The organism is Chryseobacterium sp. AG363 (genome assembly GCF_003610675.1).
Classification (GTDB): Bacteria; Bacteroidota; Bacteroidia; order Flavobacteriales; family Weeksellaceae; genus Chryseobacterium; species Chryseobacterium cucumeris.
In genome coordinates, this window is the sequence record NZ_RAQF01000004.1 from 263,007 (window position 1) to 283,966 (window position 20,960).

The 20,960-nt window shown below is 36.6% G+C and carries 22 protein-coding genes; 10 read left to right on the plus strand and 12 right to left on the minus strand.

What is annotated here, in order from left to right; genetic code table 11:
• The 3 genes from DEU39_RS17485 to DEU39_RS17495 all read left to right on the plus strand — a co-directional run bounded on the left by DEU39_RS17485 (position 1) and on the right by DEU39_RS17495 (position 3,165).
• A complete protein-coding gene (locus tag DEU39_RS17485; protein WP_120232797.1) occupies positions 1-750 on the plus strand; it encodes a DOMON domain-containing protein in 750 nt (249 codons plus the stop codon).
• Between the two features lie 175 nt (positions 751-925).
• Positions 926-1,771, plus strand: a complete 846-nt coding sequence (locus DEU39_RS17490) for a GNAT family N-acetyltransferase (RefSeq protein WP_120232798.1) — start codon at positions 926-928, stop codon at positions 1,769-1,771.
• Positions 1,772-1,881: 110 nt separating this feature from the next.
• Complete coding sequence (locus DEU39_RS17495) at positions 1,882-3,165, plus strand: ectonucleotide pyrophosphatase/phosphodiesterase (RefSeq protein WP_120232799.1); 1,284 nt, start codon at positions 1,882-1,884, stop codon at positions 3,163-3,165.
• Positions 3,166-3,435: 270 nt separating this feature from the next.
• On the opposite strand, the gene DEU39_RS17500 is transcribed toward DEU39_RS17495, so the two are convergent.
• Positions 3,436-4,314 (minus strand): NAD(P)H-binding protein, encoded by an 879-nt coding sequence (locus DEU39_RS17500; RefSeq protein ID WP_120232800.1) that lies wholly within the window; start codon positions 4,312-4,314, stop codon positions 3,436-3,438.
• A gap of 81 nt (positions 4,315-4,395) precedes the next feature.
• Here DEU39_RS17500 and DEU39_RS17505 point away from each other — a divergent pair, with 81 nt between their 5' ends.
• Complete coding sequence (locus DEU39_RS17505; RefSeq protein ID WP_082798840.1) at positions 4,396-4,824, plus strand: winged helix-turn-helix transcriptional regulator; 429 nt, start codon at positions 4,396-4,398, stop codon at positions 4,822-4,824.
• Positions 4,825-4,876: 52 nt separating this feature from the next.
• On the opposite strand, the gene DEU39_RS17510 is transcribed toward DEU39_RS17505, so the two are convergent.
• Complete coding sequence (locus tag DEU39_RS17510; RefSeq protein ID WP_082798841.1) at positions 4,877-5,932, minus strand: NAD(P)-dependent alcohol dehydrogenase; 1,056 nt, start codon at positions 5,930-5,932, stop codon at positions 4,877-4,879.
• Between the two features lie 257 nt (positions 5,933-6,189).
• On the opposite strand from DEU39_RS17510, the gene DEU39_RS17515 reads away from it, so the two are divergent.
• The 3 genes from DEU39_RS17515 to DEU39_RS24460 all read left to right on the plus strand — a co-directional run bounded on the left by DEU39_RS17515 (position 6,190) and on the right by DEU39_RS24460 (position 9,157).
• Entirely contained in the window at positions 6,190-7,092 is a 903-nt protein-coding gene (locus DEU39_RS17515) for a helix-turn-helix domain-containing protein (protein WP_062675838.1), read from the plus strand.
• A gap of 316 nt (positions 7,093-7,408) precedes the next feature.
• A complete protein-coding gene (locus tag DEU39_RS17520) occupies positions 7,409-8,749 on the plus strand; it encodes a carboxylesterase family protein (protein ID WP_120232801.1) in 1,341 nt (446 codons plus the stop codon).
• Between the two features lie 240 nt (positions 8,750-8,989).
• Positions 8,990-9,157, plus strand: a complete 168-nt coding sequence (locus DEU39_RS24460; RefSeq protein ID WP_157885789.1) for a hypothetical protein — start codon at positions 8,990-8,992, stop codon at positions 9,155-9,157.
• 58 nt (positions 9,158-9,215) lie between these two features.
• Here DEU39_RS24460 and DEU39_RS17525 read toward each other — a convergent pair whose 3' ends face one another.
• The 6 genes from DEU39_RS17525 to lpxK form a co-directional block, all read right to left on the minus strand.
• Positions 9,216-10,688 carry an alpha-amylase gene (locus tag DEU39_RS17525; RefSeq protein WP_120232802.1) on the minus strand — a complete coding sequence of 491 codons (1,473 nt, stop codon included), beginning with the start codon at positions 10,686-10,688 and terminating at the stop codon, positions 9,216-9,218.
• A gap of 44 nt (positions 10,689-10,732) precedes the next feature.
• On the minus strand, positions 10,733-11,830 hold the full coding sequence (dinB, locus tag DEU39_RS17530) for a DNA polymerase IV (protein ID WP_062675841.1): 1,098 nt from the start codon (positions 11,828-11,830) through the stop codon (positions 10,733-10,735).
• Between the two features lie 202 nt (positions 11,831-12,032).
• A complete protein-coding gene (locus DEU39_RS17535; RefSeq protein WP_120232803.1) occupies positions 12,033-12,488 on the minus strand; it encodes a GNAT family N-acetyltransferase in 456 nt (151 codons plus the stop codon).
• An 89-nt stretch (positions 12,489-12,577) separates the two neighbouring features.
• Positions 12,578-13,093, minus strand: coding sequence for a TlpA family protein disulfide reductase (locus DEU39_RS17540; RefSeq protein WP_120232804.1), 516 nt, complete (start codon positions 13,091-13,093; stop codon positions 12,578-12,580).
• A gap of 216 nt (positions 13,094-13,309) precedes the next feature.
• Positions 13,310-14,125, minus strand: a complete 816-nt coding sequence (locus tag DEU39_RS17545; RefSeq protein ID WP_120232805.1) for a purine-nucleoside phosphorylase — start codon at positions 14,123-14,125, stop codon at positions 13,310-13,312.
• A complete protein-coding gene (gene lpxK, locus DEU39_RS17550; protein WP_062675845.1) occupies positions 14,109-15,134 on the minus strand; it encodes a tetraacyldisaccharide 4'-kinase in 1,026 nt (341 codons plus the stop codon). The genes DEU39_RS17545 and lpxK overlap by 17 nt, the downstream gene beginning before the upstream one ends.
• A 108-nt stretch (positions 15,135-15,242) precedes the next feature.
• On the opposite strand from lpxK, the gene truA reads away from it, so the two are divergent.
• From truA to DEU39_RS17565, 3 genes are all read left to right on the plus strand, one after another.
• The gene (gene truA, locus DEU39_RS17555) at positions 15,243-15,974 is read left to right on the plus strand and encodes a tRNA pseudouridine(38-40) synthase TruA (RefSeq protein WP_062675846.1); all 732 of its coding nucleotides are present in this window, start codon (positions 15,243-15,245) and stop codon (positions 15,972-15,974) included.
• Between the two features lie 29 nt (positions 15,975-16,003).
• Entirely contained in the window at positions 16,004-16,348 is a 345-nt protein-coding gene (locus DEU39_RS17560; RefSeq protein ID WP_062675847.1) for a hypothetical protein, read from the plus strand.
• Between the two features lie 216 nt (positions 16,349-16,564).
• On the plus strand, positions 16,565-18,322 hold the full coding sequence (locus DEU39_RS17565; RefSeq protein WP_120232806.1) for an ABC transporter ATP-binding protein: 1,758 nt from the start codon (positions 16,565-16,567) through the stop codon (positions 18,320-18,322).
• Between the two features lie 93 nt (positions 18,323-18,415).
• Here the strand turns inward: DEU39_RS17565 and DEU39_RS17570 are convergent, their stop codons facing one another.
• From DEU39_RS17570 to DEU39_RS17585, 4 genes are read right to left on the minus strand one after another with little or no spacing between them, the layout of a single operon-like run.
• Positions 18,416-19,030: a class I SAM-dependent methyltransferase gene (locus DEU39_RS17570; protein WP_120232807.1), complete on the minus strand. Its 615-nt coding sequence runs from the start codon at positions 19,028-19,030 to the stop codon at positions 18,416-18,418.
• Complete coding sequence (locus DEU39_RS17575; RefSeq protein ID WP_062675850.1) at positions 19,027-19,620, minus strand: hypothetical protein; 594 nt, start codon at positions 19,618-19,620, stop codon at positions 19,027-19,029. The genes DEU39_RS17570 and DEU39_RS17575 overlap by 4 nt, the downstream gene beginning before the upstream one ends.
• Positions 19,610-20,080: an RNA polymerase sigma factor gene (locus DEU39_RS17580; RefSeq protein WP_120232808.1), complete on the minus strand. Its 471-nt coding sequence runs from the start codon at positions 20,078-20,080 to the stop codon at positions 19,610-19,612. Before DEU39_RS17580 ends, DEU39_RS17575 begins: the two co-directional genes overlap by 11 nt.
• Positions 20,080-20,931: an alpha/beta fold hydrolase gene (locus DEU39_RS17585; RefSeq protein ID WP_120232809.1), complete on the minus strand. Its 852-nt coding sequence runs from the start codon at positions 20,929-20,931 to the stop codon at positions 20,080-20,082. The genes DEU39_RS17580 and DEU39_RS17585 overlap by 1 nt, the downstream gene beginning before the upstream one ends.
• Between the last annotated feature and the right edge of the window lie 29 nt (positions 20,932-20,960).

The following is a 20,960-nucleotide window of genomic DNA, read 5'->3' on the forward strand; positions in this document are numbered from 1 at the left end:
ATGAAAAAAACTCTACTAGCGCTAAGCGTACTTCTTGCCAATTTCGCATTGGCACAGTTTTCGTCAGGAACGGTAAACTTACCGGCAACTTCCATGACGGTGAAATTAGATACAACTCCTTCAGGAGTAACGATTACGGTAACAGGTGACAGCAACTCTATGATGGGAATAGGTTTTGGAACTACCGGGATGGCTGCTGGATCAGACGGATTTATTTATAACTCTTCTGCCAATAGAGACTATTCGTTCAGTAATGTTCCTAATGCACCTTCGGCCGATGCATCTCAGGACTGGACAGAAACTTCGAACACCGTATCCGGATCTACAAGAACTGTAGTAGCAACAAGGTCACTTACAGGTGGAACAGGAGATTTTGCCATTGCCAATGCGGCTGGAACAATCAATATCTTCTATGCCCGTAAAAGTGGAGGAACTTCTTTAGGATACCATGATGCAGGAAGAGGATATGCAACATTGACGATGACAGCTGCCTCTTTATCTACCAGTGAAATTACAGCCAATAGCAATAAGGTAAATCTATATCCTAATCCGGCAAAATCAACCGTTAATTTCAAAAATTCTGACAAAATAAAATCCGTTGATATCTACGAAGCAACGGGCAGAAAAGTACTGTCAGTAAAACCGGATGGAGAAAGCATCAGTATTGAAAATCTGAAATCAGGAAGTTACTATCTTGAAATTCAGTTTAAAGACGGAAGTACATCTTATGAAAAACTGATCAAAGAGTAATTTTTCTGAAAAAACACACCTCAATATTTAATAATGAATACCTCTGATTTTTCAGGGGTATCATTTTTTTCTTAAAGTCCCAATTTCAGGGAGTTTGCTTTAAAATTCATATATTTGTGTAGATCATGATTCTTAATAAAGGAAAATTTTTTGACCTTATAATTTTTACGACCCTATGGAATTCAAAACCTTAGCAGATATCACAATAGATGAACTTTTATCCGTATTCAATTACTCATTTTCTGATTATGTTGTTCCTTTTCACTTGACAAAAGAAGTACTTGTTTCAAAAATCGCAGCAGAAAAATTAGATCTGAACTTGTCTGCCGGAGCATTTGAAGATGGGAAACTGGTAGGCTTTATTCTTCAGTCTGAAAAAATTGAAAACGGGGAGAAAATTATTTACAATGGCGGTACTGGAGTAGTTCCGGAAAGCAGAGGTAAAGGCTTGGTAAGAAAAATGTACGATTTTATCATTCCTGTTTTAAAGGATAGAAATGCCAATACCTTACTGCTTGAAGTAATTGAAGGAAATCAGCCTGCTATCAGGGCTTATGAAAATTTAGGTTTTACAATTGTCAGAAGACTGCTTTGCTTTAATGGGAATATTAAACAGGAAAAAGGAAATACTGAAGTATCCATACGAGATTTGAAAGACTTTCAATGGGAGTTGTTATGTTCTTTCTGGGATATTGAACCTTCATGGCAGGGATCTGTTTACGTATTGGAACCGATGCCTGAAAATTATGTGACTTTAGGGGCTTATGAAGGGGAAAAGCTCGTCGGATATATTGTTTATGGTCCTGCATCGAAAAAAGTATACCAGTTTGCTGTAGATAAGAATTACAGAAATAAGGGAATTGGTACAAAGCTCTTTAATGCTATCAGAGAAAAAAATCACGGGCAGGCGATAGCGTTAAACAATGTGGATGATTCTTCAGAAAGTACAGATAAGTTTCTTAGCGAAAGAGTAGGACTGAACAACTGGTTGTCACAGTTTGAAATGAAAAGGTCTATTTAACAGCGATTAATTTTGATTCAAACAAAATAAGAGGTTTTAATATACTTTTAATCTCTTAAACTTTTCAGGGAGAAGGATAGGATGTAACTTTGCCGAAAATTTTTAAAATAATGAAGCGAGGAATCCATTTTTTACTGCTGCTCATTTCCTTTACGGCTTTTGCCCAGCAGGCCAATATTGATACTGCCCAGGTTGTAATACCAGGAAGACAAAACAGTACTGAAGCACAGTCGAAACCTTATGTGATTATGATATCAACGGATGGTTTCCGTTATGATTATGCTAAGAAATATAATGCTGAAAATCTTTTAAAACTGGCTAATGGCGGTGTAAAGGCTGAAGCAATGATTCCAAGCTATCCAAGTATTACTTTCCCCAACCACTGGAGTCTTATCACAGGGCTTTATCCTTCCCATCATGGCCTGATTGATAATTTTTTCTATGATTATAAGAGAAAAGAAGGCTATGCGATGAGCAGTAAGAAAAATGCTGAGGACGGAAGCTGGTATGGAGGAACTCCGCTTTGGGGGCTTGCTGAAAAACAGGGAATGGTATCTGCCTCTTTAATGTGGGTAGGATCTGCGAGTGACGCAGGAGGAATGCGACCTACTTATTATTATCCTTATCACGAAAAATTTACCCCTTCAGAAAAAGTAGAAAAAGTAGTCAACTGGCTGAAATTACCGGAAGATAAAAGACCACACTTTATTTCATTATATTTCCCGGAAGTAGATGGAAGCGGACATCATTATGGTCCGGATACCAAAGAAACGGAAACTGCTGTTCATCTTATAGATCAGGCTATTGGTGATCTTGTTCAGAAAGTAAATGGTTTAGGATTAAAAAATGTCAACTTTGTTTTTGTTTCCGATCACGGAATGATTAAAGTAGATGGAGGTACACCGTTGGAAATTCCGGCTCTTCTTTTTGATAAAAACAGATTTGATTTTTACAATTCTCAGACTTTGTTAAGAGTTTATGTTAAAAACCCTGATGAAGTAAAAGCGGTTTATAAACAACTGAAAGCCAATAAAACAGACGACTACGAAGTATATCTTGATAAAAAACTTCCCAGATACCTGCATTTCGCTACAAGAGATGACCAGTACAACAGAATAGGGCAGATTCTTCTGATTCCGAAAGCACCAAAGATTTTCCTGGAAAAAGGTAAGAAAACATCAGTGGGGAAACATGGTTATAATCCTAAAGTGGTACCGGAAATGAAAGCTACTTTTTTTGCCTGGGGACCGGAATTTAAAAACAATCTGGTGATTGATGAATTTGCGAATATCAATGTTTATCCTTTGGTGGCTGAGGTTTTAGGATTAAAAATTGATCAGCCTATTGACGGGAAACTGAAAGTTTTAAAAAGAACTTTAAAAAACAAAAAATAGTATTGATTTAAAGATATTATAAAACAAGATTCGGCGCACCAAAGGTGCGCCGAATCTTGTTTTATAAATTGACTTAGGGATTAAAAGCGTTAAAAAAATAAGTTTTGTGAGCGTTAAGAAAATTCTACTGTTTGAAGCGCGGGAATTAAATTCGATACTAAATTAATAGTGAAACCGCGCGAGTTTAGAATTTTTAGAGAACAAAAATTATTTTTAGCATTTTAATTCCAGTCTTGAACTTTTGTTTCTTTTGTTTCAAGACAAAAGAAATTAAAATTGAGAAGCAAACTCCTTTGCAAAATCTTCTAATTTAACACTTCCTGTAACCGGGGAACCATGATCAATAAAATCTTTCTGTACAACACCGGTTCTTATTCCTCTTCCCATTTCAACATACAAATTAGCCATATCTTCAGGTAATCCCGCCTGAAGCATTCCGTTTAAAGAATCTTCATCAGAGAACTCTACCCATGGAAGTTCAGGTTTATTAACAGCAGAACCCAAAACTTTAGCAAAGTCAGAAGCTTTTCTTACATCACTTACAATATATCTGATGTTGTTGGCTTTTTCATCTTTTACCAATTCTTCAGCGGCAGCTTTGGCGATATCATTGGGATGTACTACAGGTACTTCAATATCTGCAGGATAATTTCCTCCAATGATTCCTGCATTTTGAATTAAAGGAATATCATTGAAAAAATTATTGTAAAAATATCCGGCTCTTAAAAAAGTAAAAGAAGTGTTTTCTACTTCATTATATATTTTTTCAATATTGTGAAGACCCGCAATAGGACCGTTTTCTACCGGAGATTCTGCACCTACACTGCTTAACATGACGGCTCTTTTTACATTCGTATTTTTCAAAGCTTCAGCATAATTTTTTCCTGCATTGGTCGTGTTTTCCACAATTTTATCCGGGCTGATCGCTGGAGGGGTCATCACAAAAACTGCATCCGCTCCATCAAATGTTTGCGTTAAAAAATCAACGTCTGTGATAGACCCAATGGCCGGAGTTGCACCCAGAGATTCAATATCCTGTTTTCTGGCATCGCTGCTGCTTACTATGGTAATATTGTGCCCGTCGGCAATTAACTTTTGTGCTAATGGTTTAGCTACATTTCCTAGTGAGCCTGTGATTATAATTTTCATATGTAAATATTTTTTATTTCTGAGAACAAAGTTATATTTGTACTTACTTTTATACAAGTACTTACCCTAAAGTATGTAGATATGACAGCGATTAAAGAAAGTTCAACCATTCAGGAGAATAAAAAAACAGTGCAGGATTGTCCTGTAATGTACGTTATGGAAAGAATTGGAGGATTCTGGAAACCGATTATCCTGTTCAATCTTTCCACAGGAGAAAAAAGATACAGCGAATTGAAAAAAGCAATTCCTGCTGTAACAGAAAAAATGCTTATCCAGCATTTGAAACAGCTTGAAACAGACGGACTCATTATCAGAACAGCAAAACCTGTAGTGCCACCTCATGTGACCTATAAACTGAGTGAAGCAGGGAATGAACTGGCTCCCGTGATTGATGCCATGGCAGCATGGGCTTTTCAGGATATGGAAAGAAATGATAATAAATGTGCTGAAGGAAACAGATATATAACGAATCAGGATCAAAATGCTTTTAGCCAAAACCTGAAAAAATAAAACAGGCTCTTCAATCTGAAGAACCTGTTTCTGTTACTATTTTATAGAAGAATTATAAAGACTGCATATCAATAACGAAACGGTATTTTACATCGCTTTTAAGCATTCTTTCATATGCATTGTTGATATCCTGCATTTTAATCAGCTCGATATCAGATACGATATTATGTTTTCCACAGAAATCTAACAGTTCCTGGGTTTCTGCAATACCTCCGATCAAAGATCCTGCTACAGAACGGCGTTGGAAGATCATAGGTCTTGTACTTACCTGCGTTTCCTGAAATTCACCAACGAATCCTACAAGAACCAGAGTTCCGTTCAGAGAAAGAGTCTGCATATAAGGATTGATGTCATGTTCGTAAGGTACCGTATCGATGATAAGGTCAAATTTACCTTTTACAGCATCCATTTGGGAATCATCCGTAGAGATTACAACGTGATCTGCTCCAAGTTGTTTCGCATCATCCGTTTTTCCCGGAGTTCTTGAGAATAAAGTAACTTCTGCTCCCAGTCCTTTTGCTAGTTTAATAGCCATATGACCTAAACCGCCTAATCCTACAACGGCTACTTTTGAACCCGGACCAGTGTTCCAGTGTCTTAACGGTGACCATGTGGTAATTCCTGCGCACAGAAGGGGTGCTACTGCTGCCAGATCTAAATTTTCAGGAACACTTAAAACAAAATGTTCATCAACAACTACTTTTTGAGAATATCCTCCAAAAGTATGACCTCCAAGGTGCTTATCTTTTCCGTTATAAGTCCCTGTAAATCCATTCTGGCAATATTGCTCCAGATCGTGCTGACAACTGTCACAATGTCCGCATGAATCCACCATGCATCCTACTGCTGCCAGATCTCCCGCTTTAAATTTGGAAACCTCACTTCCTACTTTGGTAATTCTTCCTACAATTTCATGTCCCGGAACTACAGGATACAAAGATCCACCCCAGTCGTTTCTTGCGGTATGAAGGTCAGAGTGGCATACTCCACAATATAGAATTTCAATCTCTACATCTTTTGCGGTTACCTCTCTTCTTTCAATATTCATTTCTTTCAGATCTGCTGTGGTAGACGCTGCACCATAAGCTTTTACTGTGATTGTACTCATTTTTATATTTAGTTTATTTAGGGTTATAAATTATGATATTCAATATGAACCTATGCTGTTCCTTAACAGAACTCATCTGAAAAAGCTTTTCCCTTTTTGAGGAATGTCCGTATTAAAAGTTTCTATAACGATACAAAAGTCGAAACTTTCCTGTAAACAAAACTTATACAGATTACCGAATTACTTACCAATTTTACAGGCACCATTTCAGTTACAAATGAAAGTGGTAATTTTGAATAGCAATAAAAATATACTTCATGGAAAATCAGGAGGTTGAAATTTATAACACGGTCTCAGAGTATAATAAAATGGCGAATCATGAAACCCTGCATCCGCTGGTAAGTATCATTGATTTTTCCAAGTCTGATCCTATTTGTCAGTATAGAAGAAAATTCGGGTTTTATACCGTTTTTCTGAAAGACGTCATGTGTGGTGATATGCAATACGGAAAACACAGCTACGATTATCAGGAAGGAACATTAGTTTTTATTGCTCCCGGCCAGACCTATGGAATTTATAATAAAGACAGATTTGTTCAGCCTGCAGGTTTTGCCCTGATTTTTCATCCGGATTTAATAAAAGGAACCAATCTAGGAAAGAATATGAAAGATTATTCTTTTTTCTCCTATGATGTACATGAAGCCCTTCACCTGTCAGAAAAAGAAAGAGAAGTGGTATTGGATTGCTTTAAAAATATTAAACTGGAACTGGAACAGTCTATTGATAAACACAGTAAATCTTTAATTGTTAATAATATTGAACTCTTTCTGAACTACTGTATGCGTTTCTATGACCGTCAGTTTATTACAAGAGATCATATCAATCAGGGTGTCATCGGTAAATTTGAAAATCTGGTAGATGATTATTTAAAATCTGAAAATCCGAAGAATATAGGTTTTCCTATGGTGAACTATTTTGCGGAAAAGCTAAATCTTTCTGCCAATTATTTCGGAGATCTGATAAAAAAAGAACTGGGAATTTCCGCACAGGAATTTATCCACAATAAACTTATTGATATTGCCAAAGAACAGATTCTGTATCAGGCAAAAACAATCAGTGAAATTTCTTATGATCTGGGCTTTAAATATCCACAGCATTTTACAAGGCTGTTCAAAACCAAAGTAGGAATTTCTCCCAGCGAATATAAAACCCTCAACTAGTTTTTTAACACGAATAACACTAATTTTTACACGAATCACACAATAATGGTTTGTGGATATTAGTGCTCATATTTGTGAAATTTGTGTTTAGATTTTTTCAACACTAGTCACACTAATTTTTTCACTAATCACACAATGTTGTTTGTGAATATTTGTGCCTGCATTTGCGGAATGGATGGCTAAATTATTTTTAACACGAATAACACTAATCTTTCCACCAATGATACCATAATTAATAGTGAATATTTATGTACTCATTTGTGAAATTTGTGTTTAAATAATTAAATTTAAAGAGAAAAGTTTTCACAGTTTTAAGATGACACCAAATCACCAAGACACTACTGTTTTTAATACCAGATTCGGGAGAATTACAGCACTAAATGAACAAGGAATTATAAGGATTAAAAGTATCCGGTACGCCTATTCTGAAAGATTTAAAAAACCAGTCGCCGTAGAAGCTTCTTTATCTTCAATCATTATTTCTCCGGGAAAAACTCCGGTGTGCCCGCAGGCTTTAAGTCCGCTTGTAGAAAAAATGATCGGAGCGACACCTGTTGAAAGTTTTGAAGCAGATGAATCTAACCAGTATCTTTCCATAACCCGGCCGCAAATTATATCTGAAAATGAAAAACTCCCTGTTGTTGTCTGGATCCATGGAGGCTCTCATGAAATAGGCTGTGGAGATCTGGCCACTGCTGATCCTGCAGAATGGGTGAAAGAGCAACATATTATTGTAGTTACCGTTTCCTATCGCTTAGGATTATTTGGTTTTTTAGGTGGTGATGAAAAAAGGCCTGCCAATCTTGGATTGCTGGATATCATTGAAGCCTTAAAGTGGATTAAAAACAATATTGCAGATCTGGGAGGTGATGAAAAAAATATCACCCTTCTCGGGCAGTCTTCAGGAGGTGATGCTATTGCCCATTTAATGATATCAGAAGGAGTGGAGGATTTGTTCCAGCGCTTGATCATCCAGAGTGCTCCATTAGGATTACGTCATAAAAGACAAAAAATGTCTGCAGAATTTCTGAAAAAAACAGAAGTGCTGAAAGAGGAAACCGATGTTTTAAAAATGATGGATGAGTACAAAGCATTTGTGCCTTCCGTAATAAAATACGGTTTGAAAGCTGCGATGCCTTTCGGAACTCAATACGGACATTTTCCTTTGTGTAAAGAAGAAGATTCTGTGGAAATGTGGAAAAAAAATGCTCAGAAATTTGATGTCCTGATTGGTTTAAATAATGATGAAACGGCATTCTATCTTAAAACCTCAGAGGCTTTAAATAAATATTTCGGAAAAGGATTAGGTTTAAAAATTATGGATAAAACGGTTGAAAAAACGACTGCGCTTATCTATGGAAATCCAGCAAGACAGTTTGCCCGGAATCTGGCGGATGCCGGTGGAAATGTCTATCTATTCAGAATTCATTCAAAACTGAAAGACAATCATATCGGAGCACCGCATTGTATTGATCTTCCTTTAATTTTCGGGAATGAATCAGCCTGGAAATCTTCCGAATTGCTGAAAGATATTCCATGGAGCCGTATTCATGAGAATGGTAAAAAACTGAGAGCGCTCTGGGCTGAATTTGCCCGCACCGGAAAAATATCAGATACCTCCGAAAGACCGGAAATCCTTGAACTCCGAAAAATGTAAGTAGAGATCAAGCTCATCTAATCTTAACAAATATCCCAACTAAAGACGTAAGAATTCGGCTCCCTTGGAATGGTGGCAAAAATTCTTTGATCTTTTGCCGGGGTGTTTCATCATATTCTCAAAATTTATCTTTAATAATTAATATTATATATACTTAATCAAGTATTTGGTATTGAATGTTTATTCATAATTGTGATTTTTAATGTATATTTAATAACTAAACCATAAAAAATAACAATTATGAAAACGTACAAAGAAATCAAAGTAAAAAAATTGAACCGTCAGGAATTAAAGAGTTTAAAAGCCGGAGATTTAAATTGGGGAAAAGTATGCTGTACTTCCAACGAAGATGGACAATGCTGTGAATGGGCTATAGATGTTTGGAATTGCAGATATATTTACTGCTAAATCTTAAAGACCCCTGTCAAGGTTCCAAACCTTGACAGGGGTTTCTGATAAATTAATCTTATTCAGGAATCCAGACACTCACATTTCCTGCCGGAGCAGGAAAATCTCCCCAGCCGTTTTCATCAATCATTACTTTCTCTTTGAATCGTTTCAAAATATCTTTAAATTTTTTCCCAGCGTAAAGCGTTCCCACTTCCATAGGCTTATTGTAAGCATCCTTATTACTTAAAACTACGACACATCCGGTATGTTCATCATCTCCTGTACGTACCCAGCCAAGACAGTTGGCATCTTCAAAATAATCATGCTGCTCACCGTAAGCATGATCCTTCCTCGCTTTTAATAGCTCTTCAATACCATCTACTTTTGGCATAAATATTTCCTGATCATTACCTTCTCTGTCTTTGTCCACATAATGAGCACCATAAAGATCGGGGTAAAATACACAGGGATAACCGTCTTTTCTCAATAAAATAAGGGCATAGGCAATTGGCTTGAACCAAGGTTCTACGGGAGCTTCAAGATCCTGTAATGGCTGAGTGTCATGATTGGCTACTAAACTTACAGAATGCATAGGATCTGCCTGAGTAAGAGTTTCATCGAAAATTCTTCGGAGATCATAAGAATCACCTTCTCTGGAAGCTGTATGAAAGTTATTTTGCAAAGAACTGTCGAAAAGACTCATGCAGCCTTCCGTGACCTCAATATACTTTTGAAGAAGATGAAGATATCCCGGAGCCCAGTATTCTCCTACAGCAAAAATATCTTTTCCGGAATTGGAACGGAGCAGTGTGAGCCATTCTTTATAAAAATCAAAAGAAATATGTTTTAAAGCATCAAGCCTTACCCCATCAAAATCGGTCTGATCAAAATACCATTTTGCCCAGGTGTTAAGTTCTTCCCGTACAAAAGGATTCCGGTGCTCAATGTCATTATACATCAGGTAGTCGTAATTCCCTTTTTCATCATCAATCATTTCCTCCCAGTCGTTTCCGTATTCTGACTGTATTTTGAAAATATGGGAATCCATCCCTTCAGCATAATCTACACCACTGAAACAGGTGAAATTCCATTCAAAATCTGAATATTTTTTTCCTCTTCCCGGAAAGGTAAATTTCGTGTAAGATTCTATTTCGATCACTTCGGAAATCACCTTTTCCCTGTTTTCCTCATCTACTTTGACAACCTTGAATTTCTCCAGCTCATCACCTCCTGCTTTATGTCCCAGAACAATATCTACAATGATCTGTATATTTTGCTTCTTTAAGGCTTTAATGGCTTTTGTGTAATCTTTTTTAGTACCATATTTGGTAGGAAGAGTTCCCTTTTGATCAAATTCTCCGAGATCATACAGGTCGTAGGCATCATAACCGATGGAATAGCCGCCATTTGTCCCTTTGTAGGCAGGAGGAAACCATACAGAAGTAATTCCAAGTTTTGCTAAATATCTGGCCTGTTTTTCGGCTTCTTTCCACAATTTTCCGTCTCCTTCAGAATACCAGTGGAAAAACTGGATCATGGTTGGGTTCATAAATTTGCTGATTTGGTCGATACAAGGTAGCAAAAAAATATGATTTAATCATTTTCAAATTCTTCAAACGGAATTTTTAGTTGAACCGAAACCTGCTTTTTTTCTTCTGTATTCAGGTGAGAGAGAGATAATCCGAGCAAACGAACAGCTTTATCAAAAGGACGAAGTTCCCAAAGTTTTTTTCCGGTGTTATAATACTGTTCCGGTGATGAAAAATAATCTTCCTTTGTGATACTTCTTGTGAAAAGAGAGAAATCTTTGTATTTTATTTTTAACGTTAAAGTTCTACCCAGAATATTATTTTTCTGTAGCCTTTGATGAATTTCTTCTGCAAGACTTTCCAGTTTTTCATTGATCTGTTGTTCATCCAGTAGATCTTCAAAAAAAGTTCTTTCTACAGCCACACTTTTCTGAATCCGATGAGGTTTTACTTCAGAAGTATGAATTCCGCGAACCACATTATAATAGTGCTGGCCGGATTTTCCAAAAAGTCTTATCAGATCTTCAAGTGATCTCTTTTTTAAATCTTTTCCTTTGTAAATTCCTAAACTAAACATTTTGTTAGCCGTAACCTTTCCAACGCCGTAAAATTTTTCTACAGGCAGCTCTTCCAGAAAATGCTCCATTTTATCAGGATGAATGGTTTTCTGGCCGTTCGGTTTATTAATGTCGGAAGCGACTTTAGCTAAAAACTTATTGACGGAAATTCCTGCAGAAGCTGTTAATCCGGTCTGTTCAAAAATTTTCTGACGGATTTCTTTGGCGATCAGATTCGCAGATTCCATACCTTTTTTATTTTCGGTGACATCCAGATAAGCTTCATCCAGAGACAGAGGTTCTACCAGATCAGTATATTCATAGAAAATTTCCCGGATTTTTTTGGAGATCTCTTTGTATCGGGCAAATCGGGGAGGAACAAAAATAAGCTGCGGACATTTTTCTTTGGCTGTTTTGCTGGGCATTGCAGAACGAACACCAAATTTTCTGGCTTCATAGCTTGCGGCTGCCACTACACCACGGTGTTGTCCTCCTACGGCGATGGGCTTGCCTTTCAGTGTGGGATTATCATGTTGCTCCACAGAAGCATAGAATGCATCCATATCCACATGAATAATTTTACGAAGAGGCAAAGAAAAATCCATATACAAAGATATGGATTCCTTTATTGACGGTAAATTTTTTGTAGAAGGTAAGTTTTTTATAAAAGTTTGTAGCAGGAGGCCGGAGGTTAATAAGTATGATATGGAAATTGATGACCTGTTTATTGAAAATTAATTTAAAAAAATAACAGATTATTCAACGTACTAAGATTACTTCCATCTCCCATCTTCTTTCTTCCGCCTTTTAAGCCTTCAGTCTCATGGTAAGAAGATGAGGTTCAAAACCTGCCTTTTCATACGCTTTTATGGCAGATTCATTTTGTGCATACACATCAAGTCTTACCTCATTGATTCCCTTTGATTTTGACCAGGAAATGAGTTCATCCGTAATGACTTTATTGATTCCTCTTCCCCTGTGTTCGGGCTTTACATACATAAAACCGAGATAGGCATATTCTTTAAACTGATAATAATCTTTTGCCGCTTTCTTAATCAGAGCATATCCTGATGCAATGATTTCATTATTTTCTTCGGCAACAATTACGGTTGCTTCGGGAGATTGTATCAGATGTTTTAAATCGTAATAATGAATCTCTCCTTCAATCAATGTACTGTTGAACGGTCTTTCGGCAGTAACAACTCCCTGTTCAAATTCTAAAAGGATTGCTAAATCCTGTTCTGTGGCTTCTCTTGTAATCATGGTGCTATGGGTATAAAATTTGAAACCCACTGAAAGTTTTTGGTTTTCAATGAGTTTTTTATGTTTTTTTCGGATTAGATAAATAATAATTATTTTAAAAGCCTGTCTATGGTTTGTTGAAGTTCAGGGTCTTCAGGAGATATTGCATAATATTTTGCAATGGAAGATTTCTGATCAATCACCATATATCTCGGGATCCAGTTTAGATCTACATAATTATTGAAATCGTTCTTCCAGCCTGTAGAAAACCAATAGTTTTCTTTGTCTTTCATATCAAATCTTTCCAGACTTTTTTCAAACCCTTCTTTTGAACGGTCCAATGACAGAAATACAAAATCAATATTCTTATTATTTTCTTCTAATTCTTTGGCTTTTGGAAGTGCATTTAAGCAATCTCTACACCATCCTGCCCAAAAATCAATCACTAAAACTTTTCCTTTATGCTGAGCCAAAATCTGTTTGATGGTAATGGTTTTTCCATTTTCATCTTCCAGTTTCTGCTGTAAAGCTTCTTTTGAAAATCCCGTTTTAAGGACGGCAGGCACTTTTTGTGAATAGCTTATTCCAAAAATACCTATCATAAAAATTAGTATCAACTTTCTCATCTCGTACAATTTCATTTGTACAAATCTAAACAATGAATTGCAATCTGAGATTGATTTCTCCTGGAATTAGGAAAAATTTATAATATTGATGGATTCTATGGGATGGGAGAGTGGGAGTATGAAAACCACCCCGTCAAAAATTCTTTAAATTTTTGCCAACCCTGCGTGGGAGGGGAATGTTACGCCTTCAGTTGTAATATTTCTGATTGAAGTTTTTTACTGATAGTTTTTAACCAAGCCTTTTACAACGGCAATTACGTTGGGCATTGCTTTGTTGGCTGCATTCAGAACCTCTTCGTGAGAAACGGCAAAAGCTATATCCGGCCCGCCAAGATCCGTGATCACAGAGATACAGAAAACATCCATTTCCATATGTCTGGCAACAATAACTTCGGGAACGGTACTCATTCCTACCATATCACCGCCGATGGCTTTAATCATTCCATATTCGGCAGGAGTTTCAAAAGTTGGTCCTTGTAGCGCTACATAAACTCCCTGATGAATTTTAATCTGGTGGTCAGCAGCAGCCTTTTCCGCTGTGGCAATCATTTTTTTGTTGTAAGGTTCGCTCATATCTACAAAACGAGGTCCGAGCTCATCTATATTTTTCCCACGTAAAGGATGCTCAGGCATCATGTTGATATGATCTTTCAGAATAACGATGTCTGCAACATTGTAAGCTGGGTTTACACCACCACAGGCATTGGAAAGAATAAGGTTTTGAATTCCCAGCAAATGAAAAACTCTTATGGGGAATGTCACCGTTTCCATAGAATGTCCCTCATAATAATGGAAACGTCCGCTCATCATCAGTACTTTTTTCCCTTCCAGAATTCCGTAAATCAGTTTTCCGGTATGTCCGGCCACTGTAGTCTGTGGAAAATGAGGAATGTCTTTGTACTCTAAAATATGGATCGGTTCTATTTCATTTTGTAATTTACCAAGTCCGGATCCTAAAACAACTGCAAAATCAGGGGTTTGCTGAATAATATTTTTAATAAAATCTGCAGTTTCTTTAATTTTTTCTAACATAATCTAAGATTATTTGATTGAATTCTTCTTTCTTATCAATCAATACATTGATAGGCCAGTAGTAAACAATTTCTCTAAGATAGTCAAAAGTTTTCAGACGTACATAGTCTTTCTCTGTGGTTAATATCAGTTTATATTCCCCTAATTTTTTATACTCGGCAAGGATTTTTTTAATATCATCATCCGTGAAATTGTGATGATCTCTGAATTTTAAATGCTTTACTCTTTTTGAGAATTTTGCCAGATGTTCCAAAAGCGGTTTAGGATTGGCAATTCCGGTGATCAGTAAAATATCATAATAATTCAGGTTATTATCCGGAAGCATTTTATCTTTTCCGTATACATTTTCGTCATAACCGATGGATGAAAAGAATACTTTCTGTCCGTAAGAAGGTCTTATTCTTGAAATATAATATCTTTTGGTTTCCTCTGTCAGTTCATCAGGGCATTTGCTGACCATGATGATGTCGGCCCTTTTATATCCTGCTCTTGACTCTCTCAGGTCTCCGGCAGGAAGAAGATAATCCTTGAAAAAAGGATCACTGAAATCGGTCATCAGAATATTGAATCCGGCTTTGATAGCTCTGTGCTGCATGGCATCATCCAATACAAGAACTTCAAGATCCATATCGTCAATTACTTTTTTGGCTCCGGGAACACGTTCTTCGGAAACGGCAATTACGAAACGGTTTTTAAAACGTTCAAAAAGCTGCATTGCTTCATCACCCACCATTTTGTAGTTGCTTTCGTAATTTGTTACTTCATAACCTTTGGTAAGCCTTCCGTAACCACGTGAAAGTACTCCTGTTCTGTAATGTTTGGATAAGAATTGAGCAAGATACATCACCATGGGTGACTTCCCGCTTCCGCCCACAGAAAGGTTTCCGACATTGATTATCGGTGTCTTGAATTTTGTCGACTTAAAAACTCCCAGATCATACATTGTGTTCCGGATACCCGTTACCAAATGATAACCGAGGGAAAAAGGATAAAGGTACCATCTTTTCATACGATTGCAAAAATAGGAATTTTCATAAGCATTGATGTAATATTCTCGAAGACTTTTCGATAAATATTTCGTTAAATTAAAGTATTTTTGTGGAGTTATTACAATACATTGAGATACTTTATTGAATTTTCTTACAACGGAAAGAATTATTTCGGCTACCAGATACAGCCGGATGCCATTTCTGTGCAAGAAGAACTGGAAAAAGCGCTGTCTACCATTTTGCGCGAAGAGATAAAAACTACAGGAGCAGGAAGAACCGATACAGGCGTTCATGCTAAAAAAATATTTGCCCATTTTGATACGGAAAAAGAATTGGATGATCAGCTTGTAAGAAGACTGAACAGTTTTCTTCCTCCTGATATTTCCATTAAAAAAATTTTTCCGGTAAAAGATGATTTTCATGCCCGTTTTGATGCCACGTACAGAACCTACGAATATTTTATCTCATTGGAAAAAAATCCCTTCACTCAGGAATCTGCATGGCAGCACTGGAAAAGAGGTCTGGATGTGGATGCGATGAATGAGGCCTGTAAGATTCTTTTTGAATATGAAGATTTCACCAGTTTTGCCAAGTTAAAAACAGACAACAAGACCAATATCTGTAAAATTTATAAAGCAGAGTGGGAACAGAACGGAACGGAATTGAAATTTACCGTTTCTGCCAATCGTTTTCTGAGGAATATGGTTCGCGCAATTGTCGGAACGATGGTAGAAATAGGAACAGGAAAACTGAAACCGGAAGATCTTCGTAAAGTAATTGAAGACAAAAACCGCAATGCTGCAGGTACCTCAGCGCCGGGACACGGGCTGTATCTGGTAGATGTAGGGTATGAATTTTAAATAAAAAAACTAAAAACAAAATAATAATCATGTTATCAATTTTTATTCTTATCGGTGCCTATCGATATTATGCCCAGCTGGCAGAAAGATTTGGAAAAACAAAATGGCAATACGGTGTTTTAGCTATTGGAATTTATCTGGGAACCCAGATTGTATTAGGTATGGGTTACGGTGTGTATTTGGGAATAACAGATCCTGAGTCCGTAGATAATGTAAATTATACAGGCTTTTCCGGAGTGAATATTGTAGGTTGGCTCATCTCTATTGTTGCCGTTTGGGGAGTTTATAAATTCCTTGAAAATAAGTTTATAAAAGAAAGACCGGCAAAAACCATCGAAATTGAAGAAATAGGGAAGACTATTGATCAGCAGTAAGTATCACATCGTCTCTTTTTCCTGCATTGAGAAATAAGAGAAAAAAGTGGAATATGTACTGGATTGGATGTAAAATGAAGTTTAATATATTCATATTGTAAATGGTAGGTATCTGATATTTTCTATGACGATTTGCAAAAGTTGTAAAGGCAGTCCGATTATAATGTCTTATTTTTGCATAGAATTTTATTTTAATTCTTTCTTTCGATTCGTACAATGAAAAAACAAGATACCTGGGGAATTATAAAAAGGCTGTTCTTTATCGGAATGAAATTTCGTTCTTGGTTCATCCTTACCCTTATCATTTCCATATTCCTTTCCATCGTTTCTACTTACAGACCTTATCTTACCATGCAGGTGGTGGATAATGATATTACAAAGCTGCATGATAAAGCTTTGATGATGAAACACATCTACGTCCTTGTGGGATTGGTGTTTGCTGAAACGATATTAAACTTTTTCCTGGTTTATTTTTCAAATTTTATCTCGCAAAATGTGATCAGGGATATCAGAGAGCGTTTATATGCTAAACTGATTTATTTCAAAACTTCATTTTTTGACAAAACACCTATCGGGCAGTTGGTGACGCGTGCCGTAGGAGATGTGGAAACCATTGCAACAGTATATACAGACGGTTTCCTGATGGTATTCGGAGATATTCTGAGAATTCTGTTTGTATTGGTGATGATGTTCAGCACCAATGTTCACCTGAGTTATATTACGTTAGCTATTTTACCTTTAATGGTGGTAATTACAAGATTCTTTCAGAAAAGACTGAAAAAAGCTTTCGGCGATGAAAGAAACTGGACGGCCAATCAAAACTCATTTGTTCAGGAAAGACTGGCAGGGATGTCGATCATTCAGGTCTTCAACAGACAGGAATCTGAGTTCAAAAAGTTCGATGATATTAATATTACGCTGAAGGGAGCATTGCTGAGAACTGTGTTTATTTTCTCACTGTTCTTTCCTGTAGTAGAACTTATTTCTTCACTATTCATCGGTTTTATCCTTTTCTACGGAGGCTATATTACGATCAGTGCCGGTGTGGTGATTGCCTTTATCCAGTATATTTCAATGCTGATCCGTCCTTTGAGACAGATTGCAGACCGTTTTAATAATATCCAGCGAGGAATTGTAGGAGCAGAAAGAGTATTGGGATTAATGGATGAGGAAAACTCAATGCCTAATAACGGAACGGTGAAGAAAGATCATTTTGCCGGAAAAATTGAATTCCAGAAAGTACACTTTGCATATGATGAAAAGCAGGAAGTGCTGAAAGGAATTGATTTCAAAGTAAACCCGGGAGAAACTGTAGCGATTGTAGGAGCAACAGGTGCCGGAAAATCTACTATTATCAGTTTGATTACAAGATTATATGATATCAACTCCGGAAATATTCTGATTGATGATGTGGATTTAAAAGATTATGAGCTTTATAATCTCAGAAGTCATATCGGAGTAGTATTGCAGGATGTATTCCTCTTCCACGGAAGTATTTTTGAAAACCTTGCTTTTGGGGACGACAGTATTACCTTGGAGAAAATAAAAGCAGGAGCCAGAGAAATTGAAGTTGATGATTTCATTCAGCAGCTTCCTGGCGGATATGATTATGTAGTGAGCGAGAGAGGTTCGTCTATTTCTTTAGGACAGAGACAACTCTTGTCTTTTCTGAGAGCCTATTTATCAGATCCGAAAATTTTAATTCTGGATGAAGCTACATCTTCCATTGATCATGAAAGTGAAAAGCTTATTCAGAGAGCAACGGAAAAAATTACTAAAAACAGAACTTCCATTATTATTGCCCACAGACTTTCTACCATTGAAAAAGCTGATAAGATTATTGTAATGGAACATGGTAAAATCGTAGAAGAAGGGAAGCATCTTGAACTTCTGGATAAGAACGGATATTATGCGACGCTTTATAAAGCCCAGCTTCGCCATGAAGTGGAAATGCAAGAAGAAAAAGAGTCATAATCAGAGAGAAACCATTCCTTTGAAATGAGATAAACAAAAAAGAGAGCCAGAAATGACTCTCTTTTTTTTATTTAATTAACTACATACAATTCATTACTGCTTTTTAAAACTGCAGAATACAAAATTTTGAACAGTGTCAAAAGGAGTGGTGTGATCTTCAGTAATACAGTTTACTTTTTTAAAACTTTTTTCAAATTTTTCAGATAATGATTCTTCATCATACTGCTGAATATCCAATCCACTGCATTTGGTGGGACCGTTTTTCGAAAAAGTTCCGAGGATCATAAAGTTATTTACATTCTTTTCTGCAATATCGATGTATTTTGAGACCTGCTCCGAAGTTGTCAGGAAGTGAAAAGCAGCTCTGTCATGCCATATGTCATAGGTTTCTGTAGGTTCGAAGGCCGTAATATCTGTGACAATCCATTTTACTTTAACGGCTGCATCTCCCAGTCTTTTCTTTGCTTTTTCCAGAGATTTGGCAGAGATATCAAGCACTGTAATATTTTCGTATCCTTCTTCAAGAAGAAAATCAACAAGCTTACTGTCTCCACCACCAATATCAATAATGCTGGCATCTTTTCCCAATCCTGAAGAAAGAATAAAGTCAAGCGAGGTCTGTGGTTTTTTCTGGGTCCAGCTTACCTGATCAGGATTTTTGGTTTCATATACATTTTCCCAGTGGTTTTTGTTGTCAGAAGAAATCATGATTCTTTTAATTGATTATTGATCTCTTCAAATTTATTAATTAATTCGTTAAGTTTTCTCTGCTGTTTCTTTATGGTTCGTGGCCTCAGGTAAAACCAGTTGAAAGCGATCCATGCACATGTTATAACATAGGTTAGAATACCAAAACCAAAGGACATCCTCGATGTGTATTCATACATATATAAACAAATTCCCAGAAAGAGCATCATAAAATACAGATTGAGTATCGTAGTCTCTATCCATTTCTGTTTGCTTTTTACCACATATAAACTTTGAAGATATTCACTGTTCGTTTGGGTCTGATCAATCTTATAAAATATCATAAACATTTTGTTATAGGCCAGAAGAAAGATGACCATAGCCAGAATAACAAGTACAATTCCAATTTTTGTAGTGATCATTTGAGGCTGGTAAATGTACCAGATAAAAGCAATTAATATGGAGGTAGTGACTAAAGCTACATTGGCGAGAATCAATTTGCGAAGGTTCTGGTTTCTGAATTTTTTCAGTTTTCCGAGAAGTTCTTCCAGATTGGGTTTGTTTGAAGTTTGCTGCTTCCATATATTTTTGAAATCGATATTAGTATCCATTGTCTTTAAACTTTTGCGTTAGTTTTTCTTTTATCCTGTGAATCTTTACTCTGATATTAGACTCTGAAAGTCCTACTATATGGGCTATTTCAGCCTGCCTTATCTCTTCCAGTTCCAATGAAATAATAATTCTGTCTGTTTCAGGCAACTCTGAAATAAACTGATAGAGCATTTGAATCTGAGGTTCCATAGATTCCTGTTTTTTTTCTTCCAGGTTGATGGGTAAATCTGTTTTGGCAAATTTCTTTTCCTTTTCAATCTGCCGGAGACAGTTGTTAGAAGCTATTCTGAAAATCCATGTCCCTATGCTGGATTCATTCCTAAATTTCGGGAGCTGCTGCCAGACTATAATAAATGTCTCCTGGGCAAGATCCTGAGCGAGTTCAGTATCATTCACATATCCCATACATAACCGGAATATCCTTTGCCAGTAGAATTCGTATATCTCTTCGAAAACCATTATTTCGCAGATAAAAAGTTGTTAAGCTGGCTAAAATACCAATCCTTATCATCGTACATAATGAAATGTAATCCTTTTGAAGCATACTGCATATTGGCATTCTTTAAATTTTTGTATTGCCCTTCAATAGTGGGTTTAAGGTTAACAAAAAAGGATTCCAGAAGAATAAGAGAAGGACATTGGATGGTTTTTATTTTTTCTCTGAGATCGGTATTGTAAAAATCGCAGTACATTTTAGCAAATGTTTTTCGGTCAGATTTCATGCTCCAATTGATCACGGTTTCCTGCATCGAAGTATCTGCTAAGAGACGTGGCATAGCCTGAGCCTGCATTTTTCGGAACTGTTCATCATTCATAGCTGTTAACTGAGTTATAGTAGCCGAGCAGTCATTTTTTTCTTTAGAAGTAAAATTAGGATCAGATAAGGCTGCCAGGCAGGGTAGTGTGTCTACAATAATAATTTTGCCTACAAGTTCGGGATAGTCGGCTGCTATAGCTAAGGCAAGACCGCCTCCCATACTGTGTCCGATGAGAATAGGTTTGTCTATCTTATTATTTTTGATGTAATCAGCTATTTCTTTTTCCCAGTCTTTAAAGCTGGCATCTGCCTGTGGTTTTGTTCCGGCAAATCCAGCCATCGTTAAAGTATAACAGGTGAAATCTTTTTCAAACTTTGCAGTGGTTTCATTCCAAACATCTCCCGAAGATGCAAATCCCGGAATGAATAGTAAAGATTGATTTCCTTTTCCGGTTTTCTTTACTTCAAAAGGATAAGTTGTTTGTTGACCGAATATATTGCATACTGCTAAAAAAAATAACATGATAATCAAAAGGAATGTGAATTTTTTCATGATTTCTAAAGTTTTAAAGTTTATTTGTC